Origin of the sequence: Pseudomonas sp. 22189, assembly GCF_052045635.1 — a bacterium.
Taxonomy (GTDB): Bacteria; Pseudomonadota; Gammaproteobacteria; order Pseudomonadales; family Pseudomonadaceae; genus Aquipseudomonas; species Aquipseudomonas parakoreensis.
Genome location: NZ_JBQEPG010000006.1, coordinates 70,652 through 89,682 on the forward strand (window position 1 = coordinate 70,652; position 19,031 = coordinate 89,682).

Consider the following 19,031-nt stretch of genomic DNA (forward strand, 5'->3'; position numbering starts at 1 on the left):
GCTCCCACATGGGGTCCTGTGGAGGGTCAGATGCCCTGGCTACGCAGCCACGCCAGCAACTGCGGCAACGGAAACGCCCCGCTCTGACGCGCCACTTCCCGGCCGTTCTTGAACAGAATCAAACTCGGAATCGAACGAATCCCCAACTGCGCCGACAACTGCTGATTGGCTTCGCTGTCGAGCTTGGCCAACCGGCACTTGCCCGCCAACTGCGCCGCCGCCTGCTCGAATACCGGCGCGAACGATTTGCACGGCCCGCACCAGTCCGCCCACACATCCACTAACAACGGCAGATCACCCTTGATCTGGCTGGCGTAGTCACCTTGCTTGAGTTCGAACGGCTTGCTCAGTAGCACCTCGGACTTGCAGCGCCCGCATTTTGGCTGGTCGGCGAGACGTTCGGCGGGGATGCGGTTGAGGCCGTTGCAGGCGGGGCAGGGGATCAGCAATGGGGTGGTCATGAACGAGGTCCAGTGAAGGGCGATAAACCCTAGTTGGAGACGTTTGCTCATATTTTCAATCATGCGGATTTCAATGTTGGATCTAGGCTGAGTCGTACCGAGGCAGACCGTTGGTCTGCCTGGATGTATCGCAAGTTGCGATAATTTTGTTTTGTGATTAACTCCCCATAGCAGAATGCGATAAGGATGTTGCATGCATGTGTTCAGTGAAAAACCCATTCGAGAGGCCAAGGAGCAGTGGCCACAGGCAGCAAGTGCGCTAGCGCAATGGTTTCGTCTGGCAAGCAGGAGTTATCCAAAGGACTTCGCGGCAATGAAGTCGATATTTCCTGCCACTGACAAGGTGGGTGATCTCCACGTTTTCGACATTGGTGGCAACAAACTGAGGCTAATTGCTTTTGTCAGTTATCGGTCACAAAGGCTCTACATCAAGCATGTGCTCGACCACCGCGAATACGATCGGGGCAAATGGAAGGAGGGAAAGGTATGAGTAGTTTGATCAAGACAGTTGCCGAGCACTGGGAGTTTGTCTCTCCGTTGCTGCGCAAACCGAAAAATGAAGAGGATTACGACGCCTTGGTTCAGGCCGTTGACGAGATCCTTGAGATAACCGGTGATGATGGCTCGCACCCACTCGCGAGTCTGGTGGACATCATCAGTGACTGGATTGGGGAGTGGGATCGCACACACCATCCGATGGCCGAGGCGAGCGGCGAAGAGGTCCTCGGCTACCTGATGCGCGAACATGGACTGACTCAGAGCGACCTGCCGGGTGTGGGTACTCAATCCGTTGTTTCGGAAATTCTGAACGGCAAGCGCAAGTTGAACTTGCGGCAAGTTCGCTGGCTGGCCGACTACTTCAAGGTGCCTGTAGACGTATTCATCTAGGCTGCCTCAAGACGAACAACTGATCTCCAGATGCTTGCCCCACTCCGGCGGCCGTTCGGCATAACCTTCCATTCCCGGCTGTTCGTCGAACGGTTTGCTCAACACCGCATGCAGCCGGCGCACCTCGGAGTAGTCGCCTTGTTCGGCGGCATCGATGGCCTTTTGCGCCAGGTAGTTGCGCAGGATGTACAGCGGATTGACCGCGTGCATCCGCGTACGGCGTTGTGCCTGATCGCTGTCACCATCGCGGGCAACCCGTGCCACGTAGCGCTCGCCCCAGGCGTCGAAGCCTTTGATGTCGACGAAGTCATCGCGCAATTGGGCGACAGCCTGTTCTGCTGAATCTTCGCCGAGGCGGCGGAAAAACAAGGTGTAGTCGACGCCGCTGTTCTGCATCAGCTGCAGCAGGTCTTCGAGCAATTTCTGGTCGTCATCTTCGGCGCTGGTGAAGCCGAGGCGGCGGCGCATCAGGTCGAGGTAATGCGCCTGAAACAGCGGCAGGTACAAACCGAGGGTTTCGCGCAGGGCTTCGACGCTGATGAACGGCGTCAACGCCTGGGCCAGGGCGCTGAGGTTCCACTGGCCGATCGGCACTTGATTGCTGAACGAGTAGCGACCCTGATCATCGGAATGGTTGCAGATGAAGTGGGCATCGAAATCGTCGAGGAAGGCGAACGGGCCGAAGTCGAAGGTGATGCCGAGAATCGACATGTTGTCGGTGTTCATCACCCCGTGACAGAAGCCGTAGGCCTGCCACTTGGCGATCAGTTCGGCATTGCGCTCGACGATCTCGCGGAACATTGCCAGATACGGTTCCGGCTGCTCCAGGCATTCGGGATAGTGCATCGCCAATACATGCTCGCCGAGCTGCTTCTGCTGCTCGGGACGCTTGGTGTAGTAGAAGTATTCGAAGTGGCCGAAGCGGATGTGGCTCGGCGCCAGACGCAACACCATCGCCGCGCGTTCCTGCTTTTCACGCCATACCGGAGTGTCGGAGCCGATCACGCAGGCCGCGCGTGAAGACGGGATGTTCAGCGCGTGCAGCGCTTCGGAAGCGAGAAATTCACGGATCGATGAACGCAGCACCGCCCGACCATCGCCCATGCGCGAAAACGGCGTCTGCCCGGCGCCCTTCAGATGCAGATCCCAATGTTCGCCGGCCTGGTTATACACCTCGCCGAGCAACAGCCCGCGACCATCGCCCAGTTGTGGCGTGTAGCCGCCAAACTGGTGCCCGGAATAGACCATCGCCCGCGGCTCGGCATCGGCCCACAGCTTGTGGCCGCCGAACAGTTCGGCAAATTCCTGAGTGTCCGCCGTCGTCGGCTCGATATCGAGCAGGGCCAGCGCCGCCGGGCTGGCGACGACCAGACGCGGGTTGTCGATCGGCTCGGGCAGCACATGGGCGGAGAACGCGTCGCCGAGGCGGGCGAAGCGATTGTCGAAGGTCAGTTCGTCGAGGGCTTTCAAGGGCCGGCTCCAGCAGAATGTCCGAGCATTCTGCTGGGATCAGACCGGTTAGTCGAGTTTGGCCGGCGGCGGCTCTTGCAGCGGCTTTTGCTCCGCGCCGATCGGGACGATGGTTTTGTTCTCGTCTTCGATGGGTACCAGCTTGTATTCCTGACCATGAAGGTTTTTCAGGTACACCTCCATCTGGCGGAACGAGATGTTGATGTGCTGCTTCTTGAATTCGCGGTTGATGAAGCGGTTCACTTCATCGATCACCGGGTTGCGGTCACCGAGGTCACGCACGTGCATGCGCAGTTCGTGATCGAGGGTGCTTTCGCCGAAGTTGAGGAAGTACACATGCGGCTCGGGTTCCTTGAGGACGCGCGGGTTTTCCCGGGCGGCCTTGAGCAGCAGTTCCTTGACCAGATCCAGGTCGGAGCCGTAATCCACACCGAGTTTCAGTGTGACGCGGGTAATGGTGTCGGTCAGCGACCAGTTGATCAGTTGCCCGGTAATGAACGTCTTGTTCGGGACAATGATGTCCTTGCGGTCGAAATCGGTGATGGTGGTGGCGCGGATGCGGATCTTGCTCACGGTGCCCGACAGGTTGCCGATGGTGATGGTGTCACCGATCCGCACCGGGCGTTCGAACAGGATCATGATGCCGGAGATGAAGTTGGCGAAGATCTCCTGCATACCGAAACCGAGGCCGACCGACAGCGCCGCCACCAGCCACTGCAACTTGTCCCAGCTGACGCCGAGGGTCGACAGCGTGGAAACGAAACCGACGCCGGCGATCACGTAGGACAGCAGCGTCGTGGTCGCATAGGCGCTGCCCTGCGCCAGATTGAGTTTCGACAGCACGAACACTTCGAGCAGACCCGGCAGGTTGCGCGCCAGGGCGAAGGTGATGCCGATGATGATCAGCGCGCCGAGCATGTCGCCGATGCTGATCGGCACCATGCTCATGTTGGCGCCGGTGCCGCTGGTGTATTCGTAGAGGGTGATGTTGTCGAGGTACGAGAACACCGAGATCAGGTCAGCCCAGACCCAGTACAGCGCGGCGATGAAGCCACCGAGCAGCGCCAGACGGATCAGGCGCAGGGACTGTTCGTTGACCTTCTCGATGTCCAGGGTCGGCTCTTCGATCACCGCTTCGCCGTCGCCGGCCTCCTTGGCCGCCTGACGTTTGGCCAGGGCGCGCTGATAGGCCAGGCGGCGTGCAGCGACCGCCAGACCGCGCACGAACGTGGCTTCGATCACCAGCCAGAACATCAGCAGGTACAGGGTGTTGATCAACCGGTCGCTGAGTTTCAGCGCGGTGTAGTAGTAGCCGAAGCACACCGCGACGAACAGGGCGATTGGCAACAGAGTGAACATCACGCCCACGGCCTTGCGGAACAGCGAGGTGTTTTCGTGGGCCGGGCTGCTGATCAACAGGCGGCTGAGCAGCCACGCCATCAGCGCGTAGCAGGTCAGCACCACCGGCATGCCGATGACGTCGTCGGCCAGCGCCGCCGGTTGCAGCTCGGCCACCGCCACCACGGTCACCAGCGCCATCACCACCAGCCCGAGGCGGCGGATCCAGCCCTGCAGGAACTCGACCTGCGGCTTGTCCCAGCGGAAATGCAACTCGGCCACACCGCCTGGCGAGAGAATTCGGTAAGCGGTGTAGAACACCAGCCACGCCTGACCCATTTGCAGCAGCGCCGCGCCCATGTTGGCGTTCTGCCCGCGGGCGTCGATCTGCAGGGCCAGCCCGCACAGCGCCAGGCCAAGGGCCACCGGCATCGCCAGCAGAATGTTGATCAGGATCGCCTGCGGGGTATGCCACTGGCTGTCACGCTTGAAGTGACCGATGTCCTGGTGAACCTTGTTCAGCCGCGCATACAGCGCCTTGCGCCGCCACAGCAGAGCGCCGATCAGCAGGGCCAGCGGCAGAAACAGCAGCGGACGCTGGGTCAGGCCGTCGGTCAGCTCGCTCAGGCTTGAGGCCAGCGGCAGGGTATCGATCTGCCGCTTGAGCCGCTCCGGCACACCGCGTAGCCATTCCGTGTCCAGTGGCTTGTTGCTGGGGATCCAGAACATCTGCTCGTCGAGGGTCGCACGCAGGCTCTGCGCGGTGCTCAGCAGTTGTTTCTGGTTGAGTTGCAGGGTGATCGATTCGTTGAGCACCGCGCTCAGCTCGCGGTTCAGACGTTCCAGCAGATCGGCGCGGGTGTTGGCCAGTTCCATCAGGCTCTTGCGCAGTTGCGGGGTGACTTGTTCCGGTGGCTGGGTGGAAAGCAGGTTGTCGACGTAGGTCGCCGGGTTGCTCAGCAGTTCGCGCTGCTGACTGACTTCGAACTGATACAGGCGAATGTCGGCGATCTGGTCCGCCAGATCGCGGTCGACCTTGAGCCGCGGCAACGCCTGCTTCTGCTTATAGAGAATCTTCGACAGCAGCAGGCTGCCCTTGAGCACGTTGATCTGCTCGTCGAGGGCGGAGTCGCTCTGGGTCAGGCTGTCGAGTTGCTGTTTGGTCTGCAGGTTCTGTTGGGTGACTTCGTTGAGGCGGTCGGTGCTTTTGAGCAGGTAATCGGAAAGTTTGAGGTTGGCGGCGCTTTCAGTGGCGAGCAGGCTGCTGCCGCCGGCCTTCTGTGCCTCGATCGATTGCTGGGTGACGGTTTCCTGCGACTGTGCCAGGCGCTTCTGGTTGATCAGCGTCTGCAGTTCCTGGATCTCGCGATCGAGTCGGTCGGACTTTTCCGTGAGCAGGTCGTGCTGGCTGTTGCCCAGATCCTGCAACTGGCTGTTGCCGGCCAGTTCCTGGCGACGCAGCGGGATCAGTGCGTTCAACGCGGCGAGCTCGGCGTTCAATTGATCGCGTTGTTCGGCACTGACGGTCTTGCCGCTGTCCTTGCCGGACTTGAGGATGTTGTTGATCTGCTGGATGCGCGTCTGGCTGGCAGAGATTTCTGCCTGCGCACGCTCTGGGCGAGTCTGGGCGGTGATGATCAGGCTGTTGGCATCGGCCAGGGCTTTTTGCAGGTCACTTTGCTGGGTCGAGCGATCGGTGAGGATCTGCTCCAGCTGCTGGATCGACTCTTTGCTGAAACGCTGCGCCACCGGCACCACTGCCGTGGCCTTGAGGCGCGTGAGTTCACGGGTGTTCTCGATGGTCTGCCGCGGGGCGGAGGCCAGTTGCTGCTTGAGGTCGATCAGCTTCTGCTCGTAATCACGCCGGCTGTTGAGCTGGTTGAGCGTGGTTTGCAGGACCGTTTGCAGGGTCTTTTTGTCGGCATCCGGCAGTTTGCTGTCGGCCAGTTTGTCCAGGCTGGCCTGCACGGCTTCGCTGGACGGCGGTTCAGCGGCATACAGCGGGCCGACGGAAAGACTCAGGCCCAGCAGGGCCGCGAAAAAGAAAGAGCGCAGGGTAGGCATAGAGACCGGTCAAGCAAGTGAGAGTGGACGCAGTTTAGAGGAAGAGACCGGGACCCGGGCGACTTCCTTCCGGGAATCTGACGCCCACTTTGCCGATCTTGTTCCCGTCCATGACCGCGACCGTCCAGTGGGTGTTGTTCCACTCCACCTGGTCGCCTACGATCGGCGCGCCGCCAACCTTCTGGGCAATGAACGCGCCCAGGGTCATGTCCGGATCAATGCCCTCGGCCGACAACCCGTAAAGCGCTGCAACCGCTTTAAACTGGGCGTCTCCTTCGAGGACGAAGTCACCGAAGAAGCGCAGGTCGAGGCCGCGTTGCGGCGCCTGGCTGAACAGTTTGCCGAGGGCCGGCAGGTTGTGTTCATGGCCGATAACACACAGCAAATCATCGACTTCCAGCACCGTACTACCCGACGGATGGAGCAGTTGCTGGCCACGAAACAGCGCGGCGATACGTGTCCCTTCGGGCATTTTCAGCTCACGCAGGGGCGAACCGATGCACCATTTCTCGGTGCCGAGTTTGTAAACGAACAGCTCCCACTCGCTGGTGATGTGCACCTCCAGCGCCGATCGCGAGATCGGGGCCGGCTCCGGCGGCACTGTCACCTTGAGCAGTCTGGCGACCCACGGCAGGCTTGTGCCCTGCACCAGCAGCGACACCAGCACGATGAAGAACGCGAGGTTGAAGTACAGCTGCGCATTCGGCAGCCCGGCCATCAACGGGAACACTGCGAGAATGATCGGTACCGCGCCGCGCAGACCGACCCAGGAAATAAACGCTTTCTCGCGACCATGGAACGCCTTGAACGGCAGCAGGCCGACGATCACCGACAGCGGCCGGGCGAACAGAATCATCCACAGCGCCAGACCGAGGGCGGGCAGGGCGATCGGCAGCAAATCATGCGGAGTGACCAGCAGCCCCAGCACGAGGAACATGCCGATCTGCGCCAGCCAGGCCATGCCGTCGAGCATATGCAGGATGCCGTGACGGCTGCGCACCGGGCGGTTGCCGATCACCAGACCGCACAGGTACACCGCGAGGAAGCCGCTGCCGTGCAGGGCGTTGGTCAGGGCGAACACCACCAGACCGCCGGCGATCACCAGAATCGGGTACAGGCCGGTGGCGAGGTTGATCCGGTTAACCAGTTGCAGCATCAGCCAGCCACCGCCGAGGCCGATCACGCCGCCGATGCCGAATTCGCGGATCAGGTGCGTCAGCAGGCTCCAGTGCAGGCCGGTCTGGCCGCTGGCGAGCATGTCGATCAGGGTCACGGTGAGGAACACCGCCATCGGGTCGTTGCTGCCGGATTCGATTTCCAGGCTGGCGGTCACCCGTTCGTTGAGGCCCTTGCCGCCGAGCAGCGAGAACACCGCAGCGGCGTCAGTCGAACCGACGATGGCACCGATCAGCAGGCCCTGAATCAGGTTCAGGTCGAACAGCCACGCGGCGGCCATGCCGGTCAGACCGGTGGTAATCAAGACCCCGACCGTCGCCAGCGACAGCGCCGGCCACAGGGCCACGCGGAAACTCGAAACCCGGGTGCGCAAGCCACCGTCGAGGAGGATCACCGCCAGTGCGAGGTTGCCGACCAGATAAGCCGTCGGGTAGTTATCGAAAATGATCCCGCCGCCATCGACCCCGGCGGTCATGCCGACCGCGAGGATGATCACCAGAATGGGGATGCCGAGACGGGAGGACAGTGAGCTGACAAGAATGCTCGCACCTACCAGCAACGCGCCGATCAAGAACAGGCTGTTGATGGTCGTCGCATTCAAAGGCAGTACTCCAGAAGCGTAAAGACGGGCACAAACTGACCATGCAGTCTGCGTGCCAGCGATTCTAACCTGTTGAAATGTGATGCTGTCAAAAAGGTTTTTACGCTGGCATCACATTGAATGTGCACCGAATGAAAACTGTGGTGAGGGGATTTATCCCCGATCGGCTGCGAAGCAGTCGTAAACCGGCTGATGGAGCAAACCTGATCCACCTTGTTAGCCGGGTTTGGGGCGGCTTCGCCACCCATCGGGGATGAATCCCCTCGCCACAATGGAGTGCTCCCGATATGGCGAAGTGGGCCTTACAGGCTGAACCGCCCGACCATATTGTTCAGGTCCAGCGCCAGGCGCGAGAGCTCGTTACTCGCCGCACTGGTCTGATTCGCGCCGGTGGCCGACTGCACCGACAGGTCGCGGATGTTCACCAGGTTGCGATCCACTTCGCGGGCCACTTGCGCCTGCTCCTCGGCGGCGCTGGCGATCACCAGATTGCGCTCGTTGATCTCGACGATCGCGCTGTTGATGGTGTCCAGCGACATCCCGGCGCCACGCGCAATGTTCAGCGTCGATTCGGCACGCTCGGTGCTGTTGCGCATCGAATCCACGGCGTGTTCGGTGCCGCTCTGGATGCTGCCGATCATGCGTTCGATTTCGCTGGTCGACTGTTGGGTGCGATGCGCCAGGGCACGCACCTCATCGGCGACTACGGCGAAACCACGTCCGGCTTCACCGGCACGGGCCGCTTCAATCGCCGCGTTCAGGGCCAGCAGGTTGGTCTGATCCGCCAGACCACGAATCACGTCCAGCACCTTGCCGATGTCACGGGATTCATTCGCCAGATCGCCGATCAGGGTCGCAGTGCTCTGTACATCGGCGCTCATGCGTTCGATGGCGCTGACGGTTTCCTGTACCAGATCACGGCCGTCGCCCGCCGAAGTGGTGGCGTTCTTCGAGGCTTCCGAAGTGCTTACCGCATTGCGCGCGACTTCTTCCACGGCGCTGGTCATCTCGTTGACCGCGGTGGCGGCCTGCTCGATTTCGTTGTTCTGCTGGGTCAGGCCACGGGCGCTTTCGTCGGTGACGCTGTTCAGCTCTTCGGCAGCGGAAGCCAGCTGGGTGGCCGAGCCGGAGATGCGCTGCAAGGTGTCGCGCAGCTTCGATTGCATCTTGGCCATGGCCGCGAGCAGACGCCCGGCTTCGTCGGTGCCGTCGACGTGGATCGGCTGGGTCAGGTTGCCTTCGGCGATGGTTTCCGCCGCGTCCAGCGCTTTGGAAATCGGCTTGGTGATGCTGATGGTCAGCAGCCAGGCGAACAGGAAGGTCAGGCCGGTCGCCACCACCAGCAGGGTGACCACCAGATTGAACGCCGAGGAATACTGGTCGACCGCCTCTTGATTGGTCTGGCTGATCTGCTCGCCGTTGATCTGCATCAGGCGGTTGAGCACGGTGTTCATCGCTTCGGAGTTGTTCAGCAACTCGGTGTTGAGCAGGTTGCGCAGCTCGTCCACCTGATTGTTGCGCGACAGGCTCTTCATCCGGTCTTCGATCTGGCGGTACTGGCCCAGCAACTGCACATATTGATCGTAGGCCGCGCGTTCCTGCGGGCCGCTGATCAACGGCTCATAGGCCGATTGGGCGGCGCGGATCTGCTGGTTGCGGGTGTCCAGCAGTTCCATGGTCTTCTGCTGCACGTCCGGCTCGCGGTTGACCAGCAAGCGATACGACAGCACCCGCAGGCGCAAGGTCAGCTGCGTGAACTCGTCGAGGTTCTTGATACTCGGCACGCTGCTGTTGGTGATGTCCTCGGCAGCGCCGCGGATTTTGCTCATCTGGTTCAGGGCGAACACGCCGAGAATCAGCATCAGGCCGCCGATCAGGGCGAAACCGGTAAACGCCCGGGGGGCGATATTCATATTGCGAAGGGACATGGCGCGGATACCAGAAAGGGCCGCATCCATGCGGGCTGAGACTGCTGTATGGATGACTTATCGGTCATACGACTAAAGTCTTGAGGCACTGTGCGTATTTGTCGCATAGGGGTCTGAGCGACGAAGTGCAGGAACCAGATCGGCAGATCACAGTCTTTTAAACTCGCGAGAACGGTCGGCCGCCAGGAAAATCAAGGCCTTGCGCCGGTATAACCCTGGCATCCGCAGTGACTTTTCTTTATCGTACGCGCCCTTTGAAAAACGCCTGGAAGATCAAAATGTTGGAAGCATCCCTCAGCCAATTGGAACAGCTCGTCAGCGACCTGGTGCAACAGAACCAGACCCTCGCGCAAACCAACCAGACCCTGTCCACGGAACTGGCCCAGGCCAAGGATGAAAACGAAAGCCTGCAACTGAGCCTGATGGAACAGGAAGAGAAGCATGGCGCCACCGCAGCGCGCATCCAGGCCCTGGTTGATCGCGTCAACGCAGGCCCTGTCAGCGCATGAACCACGGCACCGCAGGGGTAAAAGTCATCTCCATTCTCGGGGAGGACTATTCGATCAAGGCACCGGCCGGGGAAGAACAGACCCTGCTGGACGCCGCACTGATGCTCAAGGCCGCACTGGCCGACACCAAACGCAAATACCCGACGCTGATCGGTGACCGCTTGCTGGTGCTGGCAGCGATGAACCTGTGCTCGCAGCAGATCGAAATGAAGAAGCAGCACCAGCAGGAACTCGACCGTTACCAAGAGCAAGTCAGCGCCACGGTCGACACCATCGCCAAGACCATCAATCAGGGCTGATGGGGTTGCGCACAACCAAAGAATAGATTGTCGATCAGGTTGTATACAATCGGCACGGCTGTTGCATTGTTTCGGCCACTTATTCTTTGGGGGTGCTCCATGCAGTTGTGGCGACGCAGTATTCAATGGCAGCTGATTCTCAGCATGGGCACCGCCCTGCTGGTCAGCATCCTGATCGTGGTTGGCATTTATACCCTGGTGGTCAACCGCCTCGCCCAGAGCTATCTGGTCGAACAAGCGCTGCCGTCGAGCATCGAAGCGACGCGCAACGACATCGAACGCATCCTCGTCCAGCCGCTGACCGCCGCCAAAGACATCGCCAGCAACAGCATGGTGCGCGACTGGCTGGCCTCGGGTGAAGACAGCAGCAAAACAGCGGCCTTCGCGCAGTATCTGGAAGGCATCCGCGCCGAACATAAAGCCTTCACTGCGTTGATCATCGGCAGTGACTCCAATCACTACATCACCGAAAAAGGCCTGGATCGCACGCTCAGCCGGACCAAACCAGCCGATGCCTGGTTCTATTCCTTCCTCGACAGCAACCAGCCGCGCACCCTGAACATCGACAACGATGGCGCCACTGGAGAATTGGCGCTGTTCATCGACTTGAAGGTCGAGCAGGCCGGCAAAGTGGTCGGTGTCGCCGGGCTGGGCTTGAGCATGAAAGAGCTGTCGGAGCTGATCCACAACTTCAGCTTTGGCGAACGCGGCAAGGTCTATCTCGTGCGTTCCGACGGTTTGATCCAGGTCCATCCCGAGGCGCAGTTCAGCGGCAAGCGCACCCTCACGGAGCAAATCGGTGCGTCGGCGGCGCAAGCGGTCATGGGTCAAAAAGTCGCCACCAACAGCTCGTTCCAGCGCGATGGCGAAGACTTCCTCGCCTTCAGCCTGCCGCTGCGCGATCTGGGCTGGACGCTGGTGGCCGAAGTGCCGCAAGCGCAGATCTACGCCGAAGCCCGCAAGGCGATGTGGATGAGCGGCGGTATCGGCTTGGCGGTGGCGCTGGTGTGCCTGGCGCTGGTGGTGTGGCTGGCCCAGGGGCTGGTGCGACCGATTCGTCAGGTAACAGCCGCGCTGGTAGCGATCGGTAGCGGCGGTGGAGATTTGACCCATCGGTTAGATTCCAGTCGCGCCGATGAGCTGGGCGATCTGGCCCGAGGCTTCAACCGTTTCCTCGACAGCCAGCGCGGGCTGATCGGCGAAGTGCTGACCACCAGCGAGCGCCTGCGCACAGCCGTCGGCCAAGTGGCGAAAGTGGTGGAAAACACCGCTGAACGCTCCGGACGTCAGCAGGAAATGACCGACATGGTCGCCACCGCGGTGCATGAGATGGGCCTGACCGTGCAGGAAATCGCGCAGAACGCCGGCAACGCCGCTCTCGCCTCGCAAACCGCCCGGGATGAAGCGTTGCAGGCGCGGGAAGTGGTTGGCGGTTCGATTCGTCATATCGAAAGCATGTCCGATGATATTGGCGTGGCGGCGGGCGCGGTGGGTGAGCTGGCGCATCAGGTGGCGTCGATCGATTCGGTGCTGGCAGTGATTCGCGGGGTGTCCGAGCAGACCAATCTGCTGGCGCTCAACGCTGCCATCGAAGCCGCGCGGGCCGGGGACATGGGCCGTGGGTTTGCCGTGGTGGCCGATGAAGTGCGCACCTTGGCGCGCAGGACTCAGGCGTCTACTGACGAGATCCAGCAGATGATCGGCAGCCTCAAGCAAGGCGCGGAGAATGCGGTGTCATCGATGCGTACCGGGCAGGCGGCGACCGGCACCGGGGTTGAGTCGAGCCAGCGTACCGGCGCCTCCCTGACCGCGATTACCGGGCAGGTCGAGCGCATCAGTGACATGAACCATCAAGTGGCAACCGCGACAGAAGAACAGTCGGCGGTGACTGAAGAGATCAACCGCAACGTGCAGGGGATTTCCGATCTGGCCCGGGCCACGGCGGGAGAGGTGCGGGCGTGTCGTGAGGATTGTCAGATGTTGCAGCGGTTGGCGGATGATCTGGCGCGGCAGATGGGTGGGTTCAAGTTGAGCTAAAGGAGCAAGATCAAAAGATCGCAGCCTTCGGCAGCTCCTACATGGGAATGTGGTCCCTGTAGGAGCTGCCGAAGGCTGCGATCTTTTGCTTTTAGAACCACCCATCCTGCATCGCCAGACACGTATCATCCCGCGCCTCCAGCAACGTCAGCTCATGGTGACAGCCCGGCACTTCCCACGTCAGGAAAAAGCGCGCCGCCTGCAGCTTGCCCTGATAGAAGTCAGCATCTGCCGCATTGCCTTTGGCCAGACCTTCCTCGGCGCGGATCGCCTGTTCCAGCCAGCGCCAGCCAATCACCGTGTGCCCGAATACCTTCAAGTACAGCGCCGAATTCGCCAGGCTGCTGTTGACCTTGCCCTGCGCCAGATCGGTCAGCAGGCCGATGGTGACTGTTTGCAGGCGCGCCACCAGTTGCTCCAGTGGCTCACGCAGTGCGGTCAACGATTCATACGCGGTCGCGCGCTCGGCGGTGTTGGCGATCAGGCGGATCAGTTGCTTCAATCCGGCGCCGCCGTTCTGCGCCAGTTTGCGCCCGAGCAAGTCCAGCGACTGGATGCCGTGGGTGCCTTCGTGGATCGGGTTCAGGCGGTTGTCGCGGTAATACTGCTCAACCGGGTATTCGCGGGTGTAACCGTGGCCGCCGAGAATCTGGATCGCCAATTCGTTGGCCTTCAGGCAGAACTCCGACGGCCAGGATTTGACGATCGGCGTCAGCAGATCCAGCAGCTCATGGGCCTGTTTACGCTCGGCTTCGGTCTCCAGCGTCGTGGTGTCATCGAACAGTCGCGCCGCGTACAAACCGAGGTCAAACGCCCCTTCGACGTAGGACTTTTGCGTCAACAGCATGCGTCTGACATCGGCGTGCTGAATGATCGCCACTGGCGCGGTGGTTGGATCCTTGCTGTCCGGCACCCGCCCTTGCGGGCGTTCGCGGGCGTATTCCAGCGAGTACAGGTAACCGGCGTAACCGAGCATCACTGCGCCCATGCCGACGCCGATCCGCGCCTCATTCATCATCTGGAACATGTAGCTCAAACCATGGTGCGGCTTGCCCACCAGATAGCCGACGCACTCGCCATTATCGCCGAAGTTCAGCGCGGTGGAAGTGGTGCCGCGCCAGCCCATCTTGTGGAACAGCCCGGCCAGCAGCACATCGTTGCGCTGGCCGAGGCTGCCGTCAGCATTGACCAGAAACTTCGGCACGATGAACAGCGAAATACCTTTCACGCCTGGCGGCGCGTCGGGCAGTTTGGCCAGCACCATGTGCACGATGTTTTCCGACAGCGGATGATCGCCGCCGGAAATGAAGATCTTGTTGCCCTTCAGGCGATAGGTGCCGTCAGACGCCGGCTCGGCGCGGGTGCGAATATCCGACAGCGACGAGCCGGCGTGCGGTTCGGTCAGGGCCATGGTGCCGAAGAAGCGCCCGTCGATCATCGGTTGCAGGAAGCGCTGTTTCTGCTCGTCGCTGCCGAAGCTTTCGATCAGGTTGGCCGCGCCCATGGTCAGGAACGGGTAGGACGTGGTTGCCGCGTTCGCCGCTTGAAAGTGCGCAAAGCACGCTTGCGACAGCAGCGTCGGCAATTGCATGCCGCCCGCTTCGAAACTGCGCGCGGCATTCAGGAAGCCGGCCTCGAGGAATGCGTCCACCGCCGGTTTCACTTCCGGGATCAGAACCGCCTGACCATTTTCGTAGCGCGGCTCGTTCTCGTCGCCCTTGCGGTTGTGCGGCGCGAAGTATTTCTCGGCGATGCTGCGCGCGGTGCCGATCGCCGCATCGAAGGTTTCACGGTTGTGCTCGGCAAAAAGCTCACGCCGGGTCAGGCCCTCGGCATCGAGGACTTCGTACAGCTCGAAAGCCAGATTGCGGGAACTGAGCAGCGTCTCGGACATGGCGGCCTACCTGAAAATTGGGGTTGGGCCGAGTCTAGGCTCGCTGATAAAGGCTGAACAGGATGATTGATGGGCGTGATGTTGGAGCCCCGCAACAACTTTGCAAACACCCCAAAACAACTGTGGGAGCTGGCTTGCCAGCGATGGCGGCGGAGCAATCACCATTAATGGTGGCTGACACATCGCTATCGCTGGCAAGCCAGCTCCCACAGTTTTTTCTGCTGAACCGGGCACCTGTGCAGTACCCGGCTTAACGGTTTTTAACCGATAGTCATCAGGCTCGCATTACCACCCGCCGCCGCCGTGTTGAGGCTCAGTGCGCGCTCGATCACCAGGCGCTCCAGCGCGATGTTGGTCTCGCCCTGGGACAGGCCCTGAACGCCCACGATCGCACCGGCCCGCTTGGCGATCTGCTGGCAGACGCCACGCAACTGGTCGGAATGACCATGATGCAGCACGGCATCAAACACCACTTCATCCTTGTGCCAGTCGGCAACCCGTTTGATCCGCGCCTGAACGTCCTTCGGCAGGCGTGCGAACAAGGCCTTGCTGATGTCGGATTCCGGCCATACCGCCGAACCGCCGACCGCCAATACCGCCGCCAGTTGGGTCAGCAGATCACCTTCGACGTCCGCCAGGCACAGCACGTGTTCACGCGGCAGGATCGCGTAGCTGTTTTTCTCGCCGGTCGGGCCGGCCAGCACGCGGGTGATACCGCTTTGCGACTGCGCAGCGTATTGCGCGCACAGGGTGCTCAGTTCGGCGTATTTGTTGCTCTCGGCCCAGGCCTTGAAAGCGTTCAGCGGTTTGCTCATGGCCTCACGCAGACGCACGTCCGGGGCGACGAGCGCATCACCGCGAGCGAAGGATTGTTCGATGGCGTCCGTAGGACGCGTCGACAGCAGACGGTAGAGGTACAGCGGACCACCGGCTTTCGGGCCAGTCCCCGACAGGCCTTCGCCGCCGAATGGCTGCACGCCGACCACGGCACCGACGATGTTGCGGTTGACGTAGACGTTACCGGCGTTGACGTTGTCGATCACCTTGGCGATGGTCTCGTCGATGCGGGTGTGTACGCCGAGGGTCAGGCCATAACCGGAGGCATTGATCTGGCCGATCAACTGGTCGATGTCCTTGCGCTTGTAGCGCACCACGTGCAGCACCGGGCCGAAGATCTCGCGTTGCAGCTCGTCGAAGCTTTCCAGTTCGATCAGGGTCGGCATGACGAAGGTGCCGCGTTTGACTTCTTCACTGTCGGCGATAGCCACCTGGTACACGCTGCGACCTTTATCGCGCATGGCCTGGATGTGCTTGTCGATGCCGGCCTTGGCTTCGGCGTCAATCACCGGGCCAATGTCCACGGACAGGCGCTCAGGGTTGCCGAGACGGCTTTCAGCCATCGCGCCTTTGAGCATTTCGATGACGCGGTCGGCGGAATCTTCCTGCAGGCACAGCACGCGCAGGGCCGAGCAACGCTGACCGGCGCTGTCGAAGGCCGAGGACACCACGTCGATCACCACTTGTTCGGTCAGTGCCGAAGAATCGACGATCATCGCGTTCTGCCCGCCGGTTTCAGCGATCAGCGGAATCGGGCGGCCCTGGTTGTCGAGGCGACCGGCGATATTGCGCTGCAGCAGACGCGCGACTTCGGTGGAGCCGGTGAACATCACGCCTTTGACGCGCTCATCACCGACCAGACCGGCACCAACGGTTTCACCGCGACCCGGCAGCAGTTGCAGCACGCCTTCGGGAATCCCGGCTTCCAGCAGCAAACGCACGGCTTGCGCGGCAACCAGCGGAGTCTGCTCGGCCGGTTTGGCCAGTACCGGGTTACCGGCGGCCAGTGCGGCAGCGACCTGACCGCTGAAGATGGCCAGCGGGAAGTTCCACGGGCTGATGCACACCACCGGGCCCAGTGGGCGGTGGGCGTCATTGCTGAAATCGTTGCGCGCCTGCACCGCGTAATAACGCAGGAAGTCGACCGCTTCACGCACTTCGGCGATGGCGTTGGCGAAGGTCTTGCCGGCTTCACGGGCCAACAGGCCCATCAGTGGCTGGATCTCGCCTTCCATCAGGTCGGCGGCACGCTCCAGAATCGCCGCGCGCTCGGCTGGCGGGGTGGCCTGCCAGATGGGCGCAGCATTCAGCGCGCACTGGATCGCGTTGTCGACGTCTTCGACGGTAGCTTCTTGCACGTGACCGACCACATCACGGTGATCCGCCGGGTTCAGCACTGGCGCCGGGGCTTCGTTGCTGGAAGTGCAACCGAGCATTGGCGCGGCTTTCCAGTTGTTGTGCGCAGTGGCGAGCAGGGCGCAGGACAGCGAGGCCAGACGATGTTCGTTGGCCATGTCGATGCCGGCGGAGTTGGCGCGCTCGGCGCCGTACAGGTCACGCGGCAGCGGAATGCGCGGGTGCGGCAGGCCGAAACCACCTTCCACGGTCGCCATCTGCTCGATCTGCGCCACCGGATCGGCCACCAGTTCCTGAATCGAAATCGACTGGTCGGCGATGCGATTGACGAACGAGGTGTTGGCGCCGTTTTCCAGCAGACGACGCACCAGGTACGCCAGCAGGGTTTCGTGAGTACCAACCGGTGCGTACACGCGGCACGGACGGTTCAGCTTGCCTTCGGAAACTTTGCCGACAACCTGCTCGTAGAGCGGTTCGCCCATGCCGTGCAGGCACTGGAATTCGTACTGGCCCGGGTAATAGTTCTGACCGGCAATGTGATAAATGGCCGACAGGGTGTGGGCGTTGTGCGTGGCGAACTGCGGGTAGATGACTTCCGGCACCGACAGCAGTTTGCGCGCGCAGGCGATGTAGGAAACGTCGGTGTACACCTTGCGGGTGTAGACCGGATAGCCTTCCAGGCCTTCGACCTGGGCGCGCTTGATTTCGCTGTCCCAGTACGCGCCTTTCACCAGACGGATCATCAGGCGATGACGGCTGCGACGGGCCAGATCGATTACGTAGTCGATCACGTACGGGCAACGCTTCTGATAAGCCTGAATCACGAAACCGATGCCGTTCCAGCCGGTCAGTTGCGGTTCGAAGCACAGGCGCTCGAGCAGATCCAGCGACAGCTCCAAGCGGTCGGCTTCTTCGGCGTCGATGTTCAGGCCGATGTCGTATTGCTTGGCCAGCAGGGTCAGCGACAGCAGGCGCGGGTACAACTCGTCCATCACGCGCTCGTACTGCGCACGGCTGTAGCGCGGGTGCAGGGCCGAGAGCTTGATGGAAATGCCCGGGCCTTCATAAATCCCACGACCGTGGGAGGCTTTGCCGATCGAGTGGATGGCTTGTTCGTACGACGCCAGGTACTTCTGCGCGTCGTGTTCGGTCAGCGCCGCTTCACCGAGCATGTCGTAGGAATAACGGAAGCCCTTGGCTTCGAACTTGCTCGCGTTAGCCAGTGCTTCGGCGATGGTTTCGCCGGTGACGAACTGCTCGCCCATCAGGCGCATCGCCATGTCGACGCCCTTGCGGATCATCGGCTCGCCGCTCTTGCCGATGATCCGGCTCAGTGACGAAGTCAGGCCGGCTTCGTTGTGGGTCGACACCAGTTTACCGGTCAGCAGCAGACCCCAGGTCGCCGCATTGACGAACAGCGACGGGCTGTTGCCCAGGTGCGGCTGCCAGTTGCCGGTGCTGATCTTGTCGCGAATCAGTGCATCGCGAGTGCCCTTGTCCGGGATGCGCAGCAGCGCTTCGGCCAGGCACATCAGGGCCACGCCTTCTTGGGACGACAGGGAAAATTCCTGCAGCAGGCCCTGAACAATGCCTGCACGACCGCCGGCACTTTTCTGGTTACGCAGTTTTTCCGCGATGGTCGCGGCGAGTTTGTTGGTGGCTTCGGCCATCGGAGCCGGCAGGCGCGCCTGCTCGATCAGCATCGGCACCACTTCCGGCTCAGGGCGACGGTAAGCAGCGGTGATCGAGGCGCGCAGTACCGATTGCGGCAGGATGCTTTCAGCGAATTCGAGGAAGCACTGGTGCGCGTGATCGGTGTGGACTTCACCGGCGTCGTCGCTGTCCTTGGCGGTCAAACCGTTCAGCTCGGTCAGGGTTGCACCACCCTCGAGTTTTTCCAGGTAATTGAAAATTGCCTGCTTGATCAGCCAGTGCGGTGTGCGATCAATCGAGGTCGCGGCAGCCTTCAGGCGCTCGCGGGTCGGGTCATCGAGTTTGACCCCAAGGGTGGTGGTAGCCATATTTTTATCCTCATGGTTGCCACAGTTGCGTGGCATCAGCTGGCGGCAAGATTAGCCGTGCGCCGAAAGAGGTGCAACCGGGTGCAACCCTTTTTTGTCGGAAAAATAAACGCTTCGTCAGGAATTATTTTCTGGTACTGAAGTGCCGCTCC

Annotated in this window: 12 protein-coding genes and 1 pseudogene; 5 read left to right on the top strand and 8 right to left on the bottom strand. The window is 61.4% G+C overall.

The genetic code is table 11. The features are described 5' to 3' along the window. Positions 1-26: 26 nt before the first annotated feature. Positions 27-461 (bottom strand): thioredoxin TrxC, encoded by a 435-nt coding sequence (gene trxC, locus ACTJKS_RS08065; RefSeq protein WP_108181468.1) that lies wholly within the window; start codon positions 459-461, stop codon positions 27-29. A gap of 193 nt (positions 462-654) precedes the next feature. Between trxC and ACTJKS_RS08070 the strand changes: the two genes are divergently transcribed. Further along, positions 655-951 (top strand): type II toxin-antitoxin system HigB family toxin, encoded by a 297-nt coding sequence (locus tag ACTJKS_RS08070; protein ID WP_047290919.1) that lies wholly within the window; start codon positions 655-657, stop codon positions 949-951. Further along, a complete protein-coding gene (locus ACTJKS_RS08075; RefSeq protein ID WP_108181469.1) occupies positions 948-1,349 on the top strand; it encodes a helix-turn-helix domain-containing protein in 402 nt (133 codons plus the stop codon). Before ACTJKS_RS08070 ends, ACTJKS_RS08075 begins: the two co-directional genes overlap by 4 nt. 6 nt (positions 1,350-1,355) lie before the next feature. Here the strand turns inward: ACTJKS_RS08075 and selO are convergent, their stop codons facing one another. The 5 genes and pseudogenes from selO to ACTJKS_RS08100 all read right to left on the bottom strand — a co-directional run. Next, positions 1,356-2,819, bottom strand: coding sequence for a protein adenylyltransferase SelO (gene selO, locus ACTJKS_RS08080; protein ID WP_262947736.1), 1,464 nt, complete (start codon positions 2,817-2,819; stop codon positions 1,356-1,358). A 48-nt stretch (positions 2,820-2,867) separates the two neighbouring features. Further along, entirely contained in the window at positions 2,868-6,221 is a 3,354-nt protein-coding gene (gene mscK / locus ACTJKS_RS08085; RefSeq protein ID WP_108181470.1) for a mechanosensitive channel MscK, read from the bottom strand. Between the two features lie 34 nt (positions 6,222-6,255). Next, positions 6,256-7,998 carry a potassium/proton antiporter gene (locus tag ACTJKS_RS08090; RefSeq protein WP_262947737.1) on the bottom strand — a complete coding sequence of 581 codons (1,743 nt, stop codon included), beginning with the start codon at positions 7,996-7,998 and terminating at the stop codon, positions 6,256-6,258. Between the two features lie 302 nt (positions 7,999-8,300). Beyond that, a complete protein-coding gene (locus tag ACTJKS_RS08095; protein WP_371851408.1) occupies positions 8,301-9,173 on the bottom strand; it encodes a methyl-accepting chemotaxis protein in 873 nt (290 codons plus the stop codon). Between the two features lie 30 nt (positions 9,174-9,203). Further along, positions 9,204-9,956 (bottom strand): annotated as a pseudogene (locus ACTJKS_RS08100) (MCP four helix bundle domain-containing protein); the annotation flags it as partial. 248 nt (positions 9,957-10,204) lie between these two features. On the opposite strand from ACTJKS_RS08100, the gene ACTJKS_RS08105 reads away from it, so the two are divergent. The 3 genes from ACTJKS_RS08105 to ACTJKS_RS08115 all read left to right on the top strand — a co-directional run bounded on the left by ACTJKS_RS08105 (position 10,205) and on the right by ACTJKS_RS08115 (position 12,771). Then, on the top strand, positions 10,205-10,435 hold the full coding sequence (locus ACTJKS_RS08105) for a hypothetical protein (protein ID WP_007967306.1): 231 nt from the start codon (positions 10,205-10,207) through the stop codon (positions 10,433-10,435). Further along, complete coding sequence (locus ACTJKS_RS08110) at positions 10,432-10,734, top strand: cell division protein ZapA (protein ID WP_007967308.1); 303 nt, start codon at positions 10,432-10,434, stop codon at positions 10,732-10,734. Before ACTJKS_RS08105 ends, ACTJKS_RS08110 begins: the two co-directional genes overlap by 4 nt. 99 nt (positions 10,735-10,833) lie before the next feature. Continuing rightward, positions 10,834-12,771 (top strand): methyl-accepting chemotaxis protein, encoded by a 1,938-nt coding sequence (locus ACTJKS_RS08115; RefSeq protein WP_108181472.1) that lies wholly within the window; start codon positions 10,834-10,836, stop codon positions 12,769-12,771. Between the two features lie 91 nt (positions 12,772-12,862). Here ACTJKS_RS08115 and ACTJKS_RS08120 read toward each other — a convergent pair whose 3' ends face one another. Together ACTJKS_RS08120 and putA are read right to left on the bottom strand one after the other, a co-directional pair. Then, the gene (locus ACTJKS_RS08120) at positions 12,863-14,665 is read right to left on the bottom strand and encodes an acyl-CoA dehydrogenase (protein ID WP_108181473.1); all 1,803 of its coding nucleotides are present in this window, start codon (positions 14,663-14,665) and stop codon (positions 12,863-12,865) included. A gap of 260 nt (positions 14,666-14,925) precedes the next feature. After that, positions 14,926-18,879, bottom strand: coding sequence for a trifunctional transcriptional regulator/proline dehydrogenase/L-glutamate gamma-semialdehyde dehydrogenase (gene putA / locus ACTJKS_RS08125; RefSeq protein WP_108181474.1), 3,954 nt, complete (start codon positions 18,877-18,879; stop codon positions 14,926-14,928). Positions 18,880-19,031 lie beyond the last annotated feature (152 nt).

Coding starts and splice junctions, on each gene's coding strand:
- mscK (WP_108181470.1), bottom strand. CDS start 6,221: ATGCCTACCCTGCGCTCTTTCTTTTTCGCGGCCCTGCTGGGCCTGAGT.
- ACTJKS_RS08120 (WP_108181473.1), bottom strand. CDS start 14,665: ATGTCCGAGACGCTGCTCAGTTCCCGCAATCTGGCTTTCGAGCTGTAC.
- putA (WP_108181474.1), bottom strand. CDS start 18,879: ATGGCTACCACCACCCTTGGGGTCAAACTCGATGACCCGACCCGCGAG.
- ACTJKS_RS08075 (WP_108181469.1), top strand. CDS start 948: ATGAGTAGTTTGATCAAGACAGTTGCCGAGCACTGGGAGTTTGTCTCT.
- ACTJKS_RS08115 (WP_108181472.1), top strand. CDS start 10,834: ATGCAGTTGTGGCGACGCAGTATTCAATGGCAGCTGATTCTCAGCATG.
- trxC (WP_108181468.1), bottom strand. CDS start 461: ATGACCACCCCATTGCTGATCCCCTGCCCCGCCTGCAACGGCCTCAAC.
- ACTJKS_RS08105 (WP_007967306.1), top strand. CDS start 10,205: ATGTTGGAAGCATCCCTCAGCCAATTGGAACAGCTCGTCAGCGACCTG.
- ACTJKS_RS08070 (WP_047290919.1), top strand. CDS start 655: ATGCATGTGTTCAGTGAAAAACCCATTCGAGAGGCCAAGGAGCAGTGG.
- ACTJKS_RS08095 (WP_371851408.1), bottom strand. CDS start 9,173: ATGGCCAAGATGCAATCGAAGCTGCGCGACACCTTGCAGCGCATCTCC.
- ACTJKS_RS08110 (WP_007967308.1), top strand. CDS start 10,432: ATGAACCACGGCACCGCAGGGGTAAAAGTCATCTCCATTCTCGGGGAG.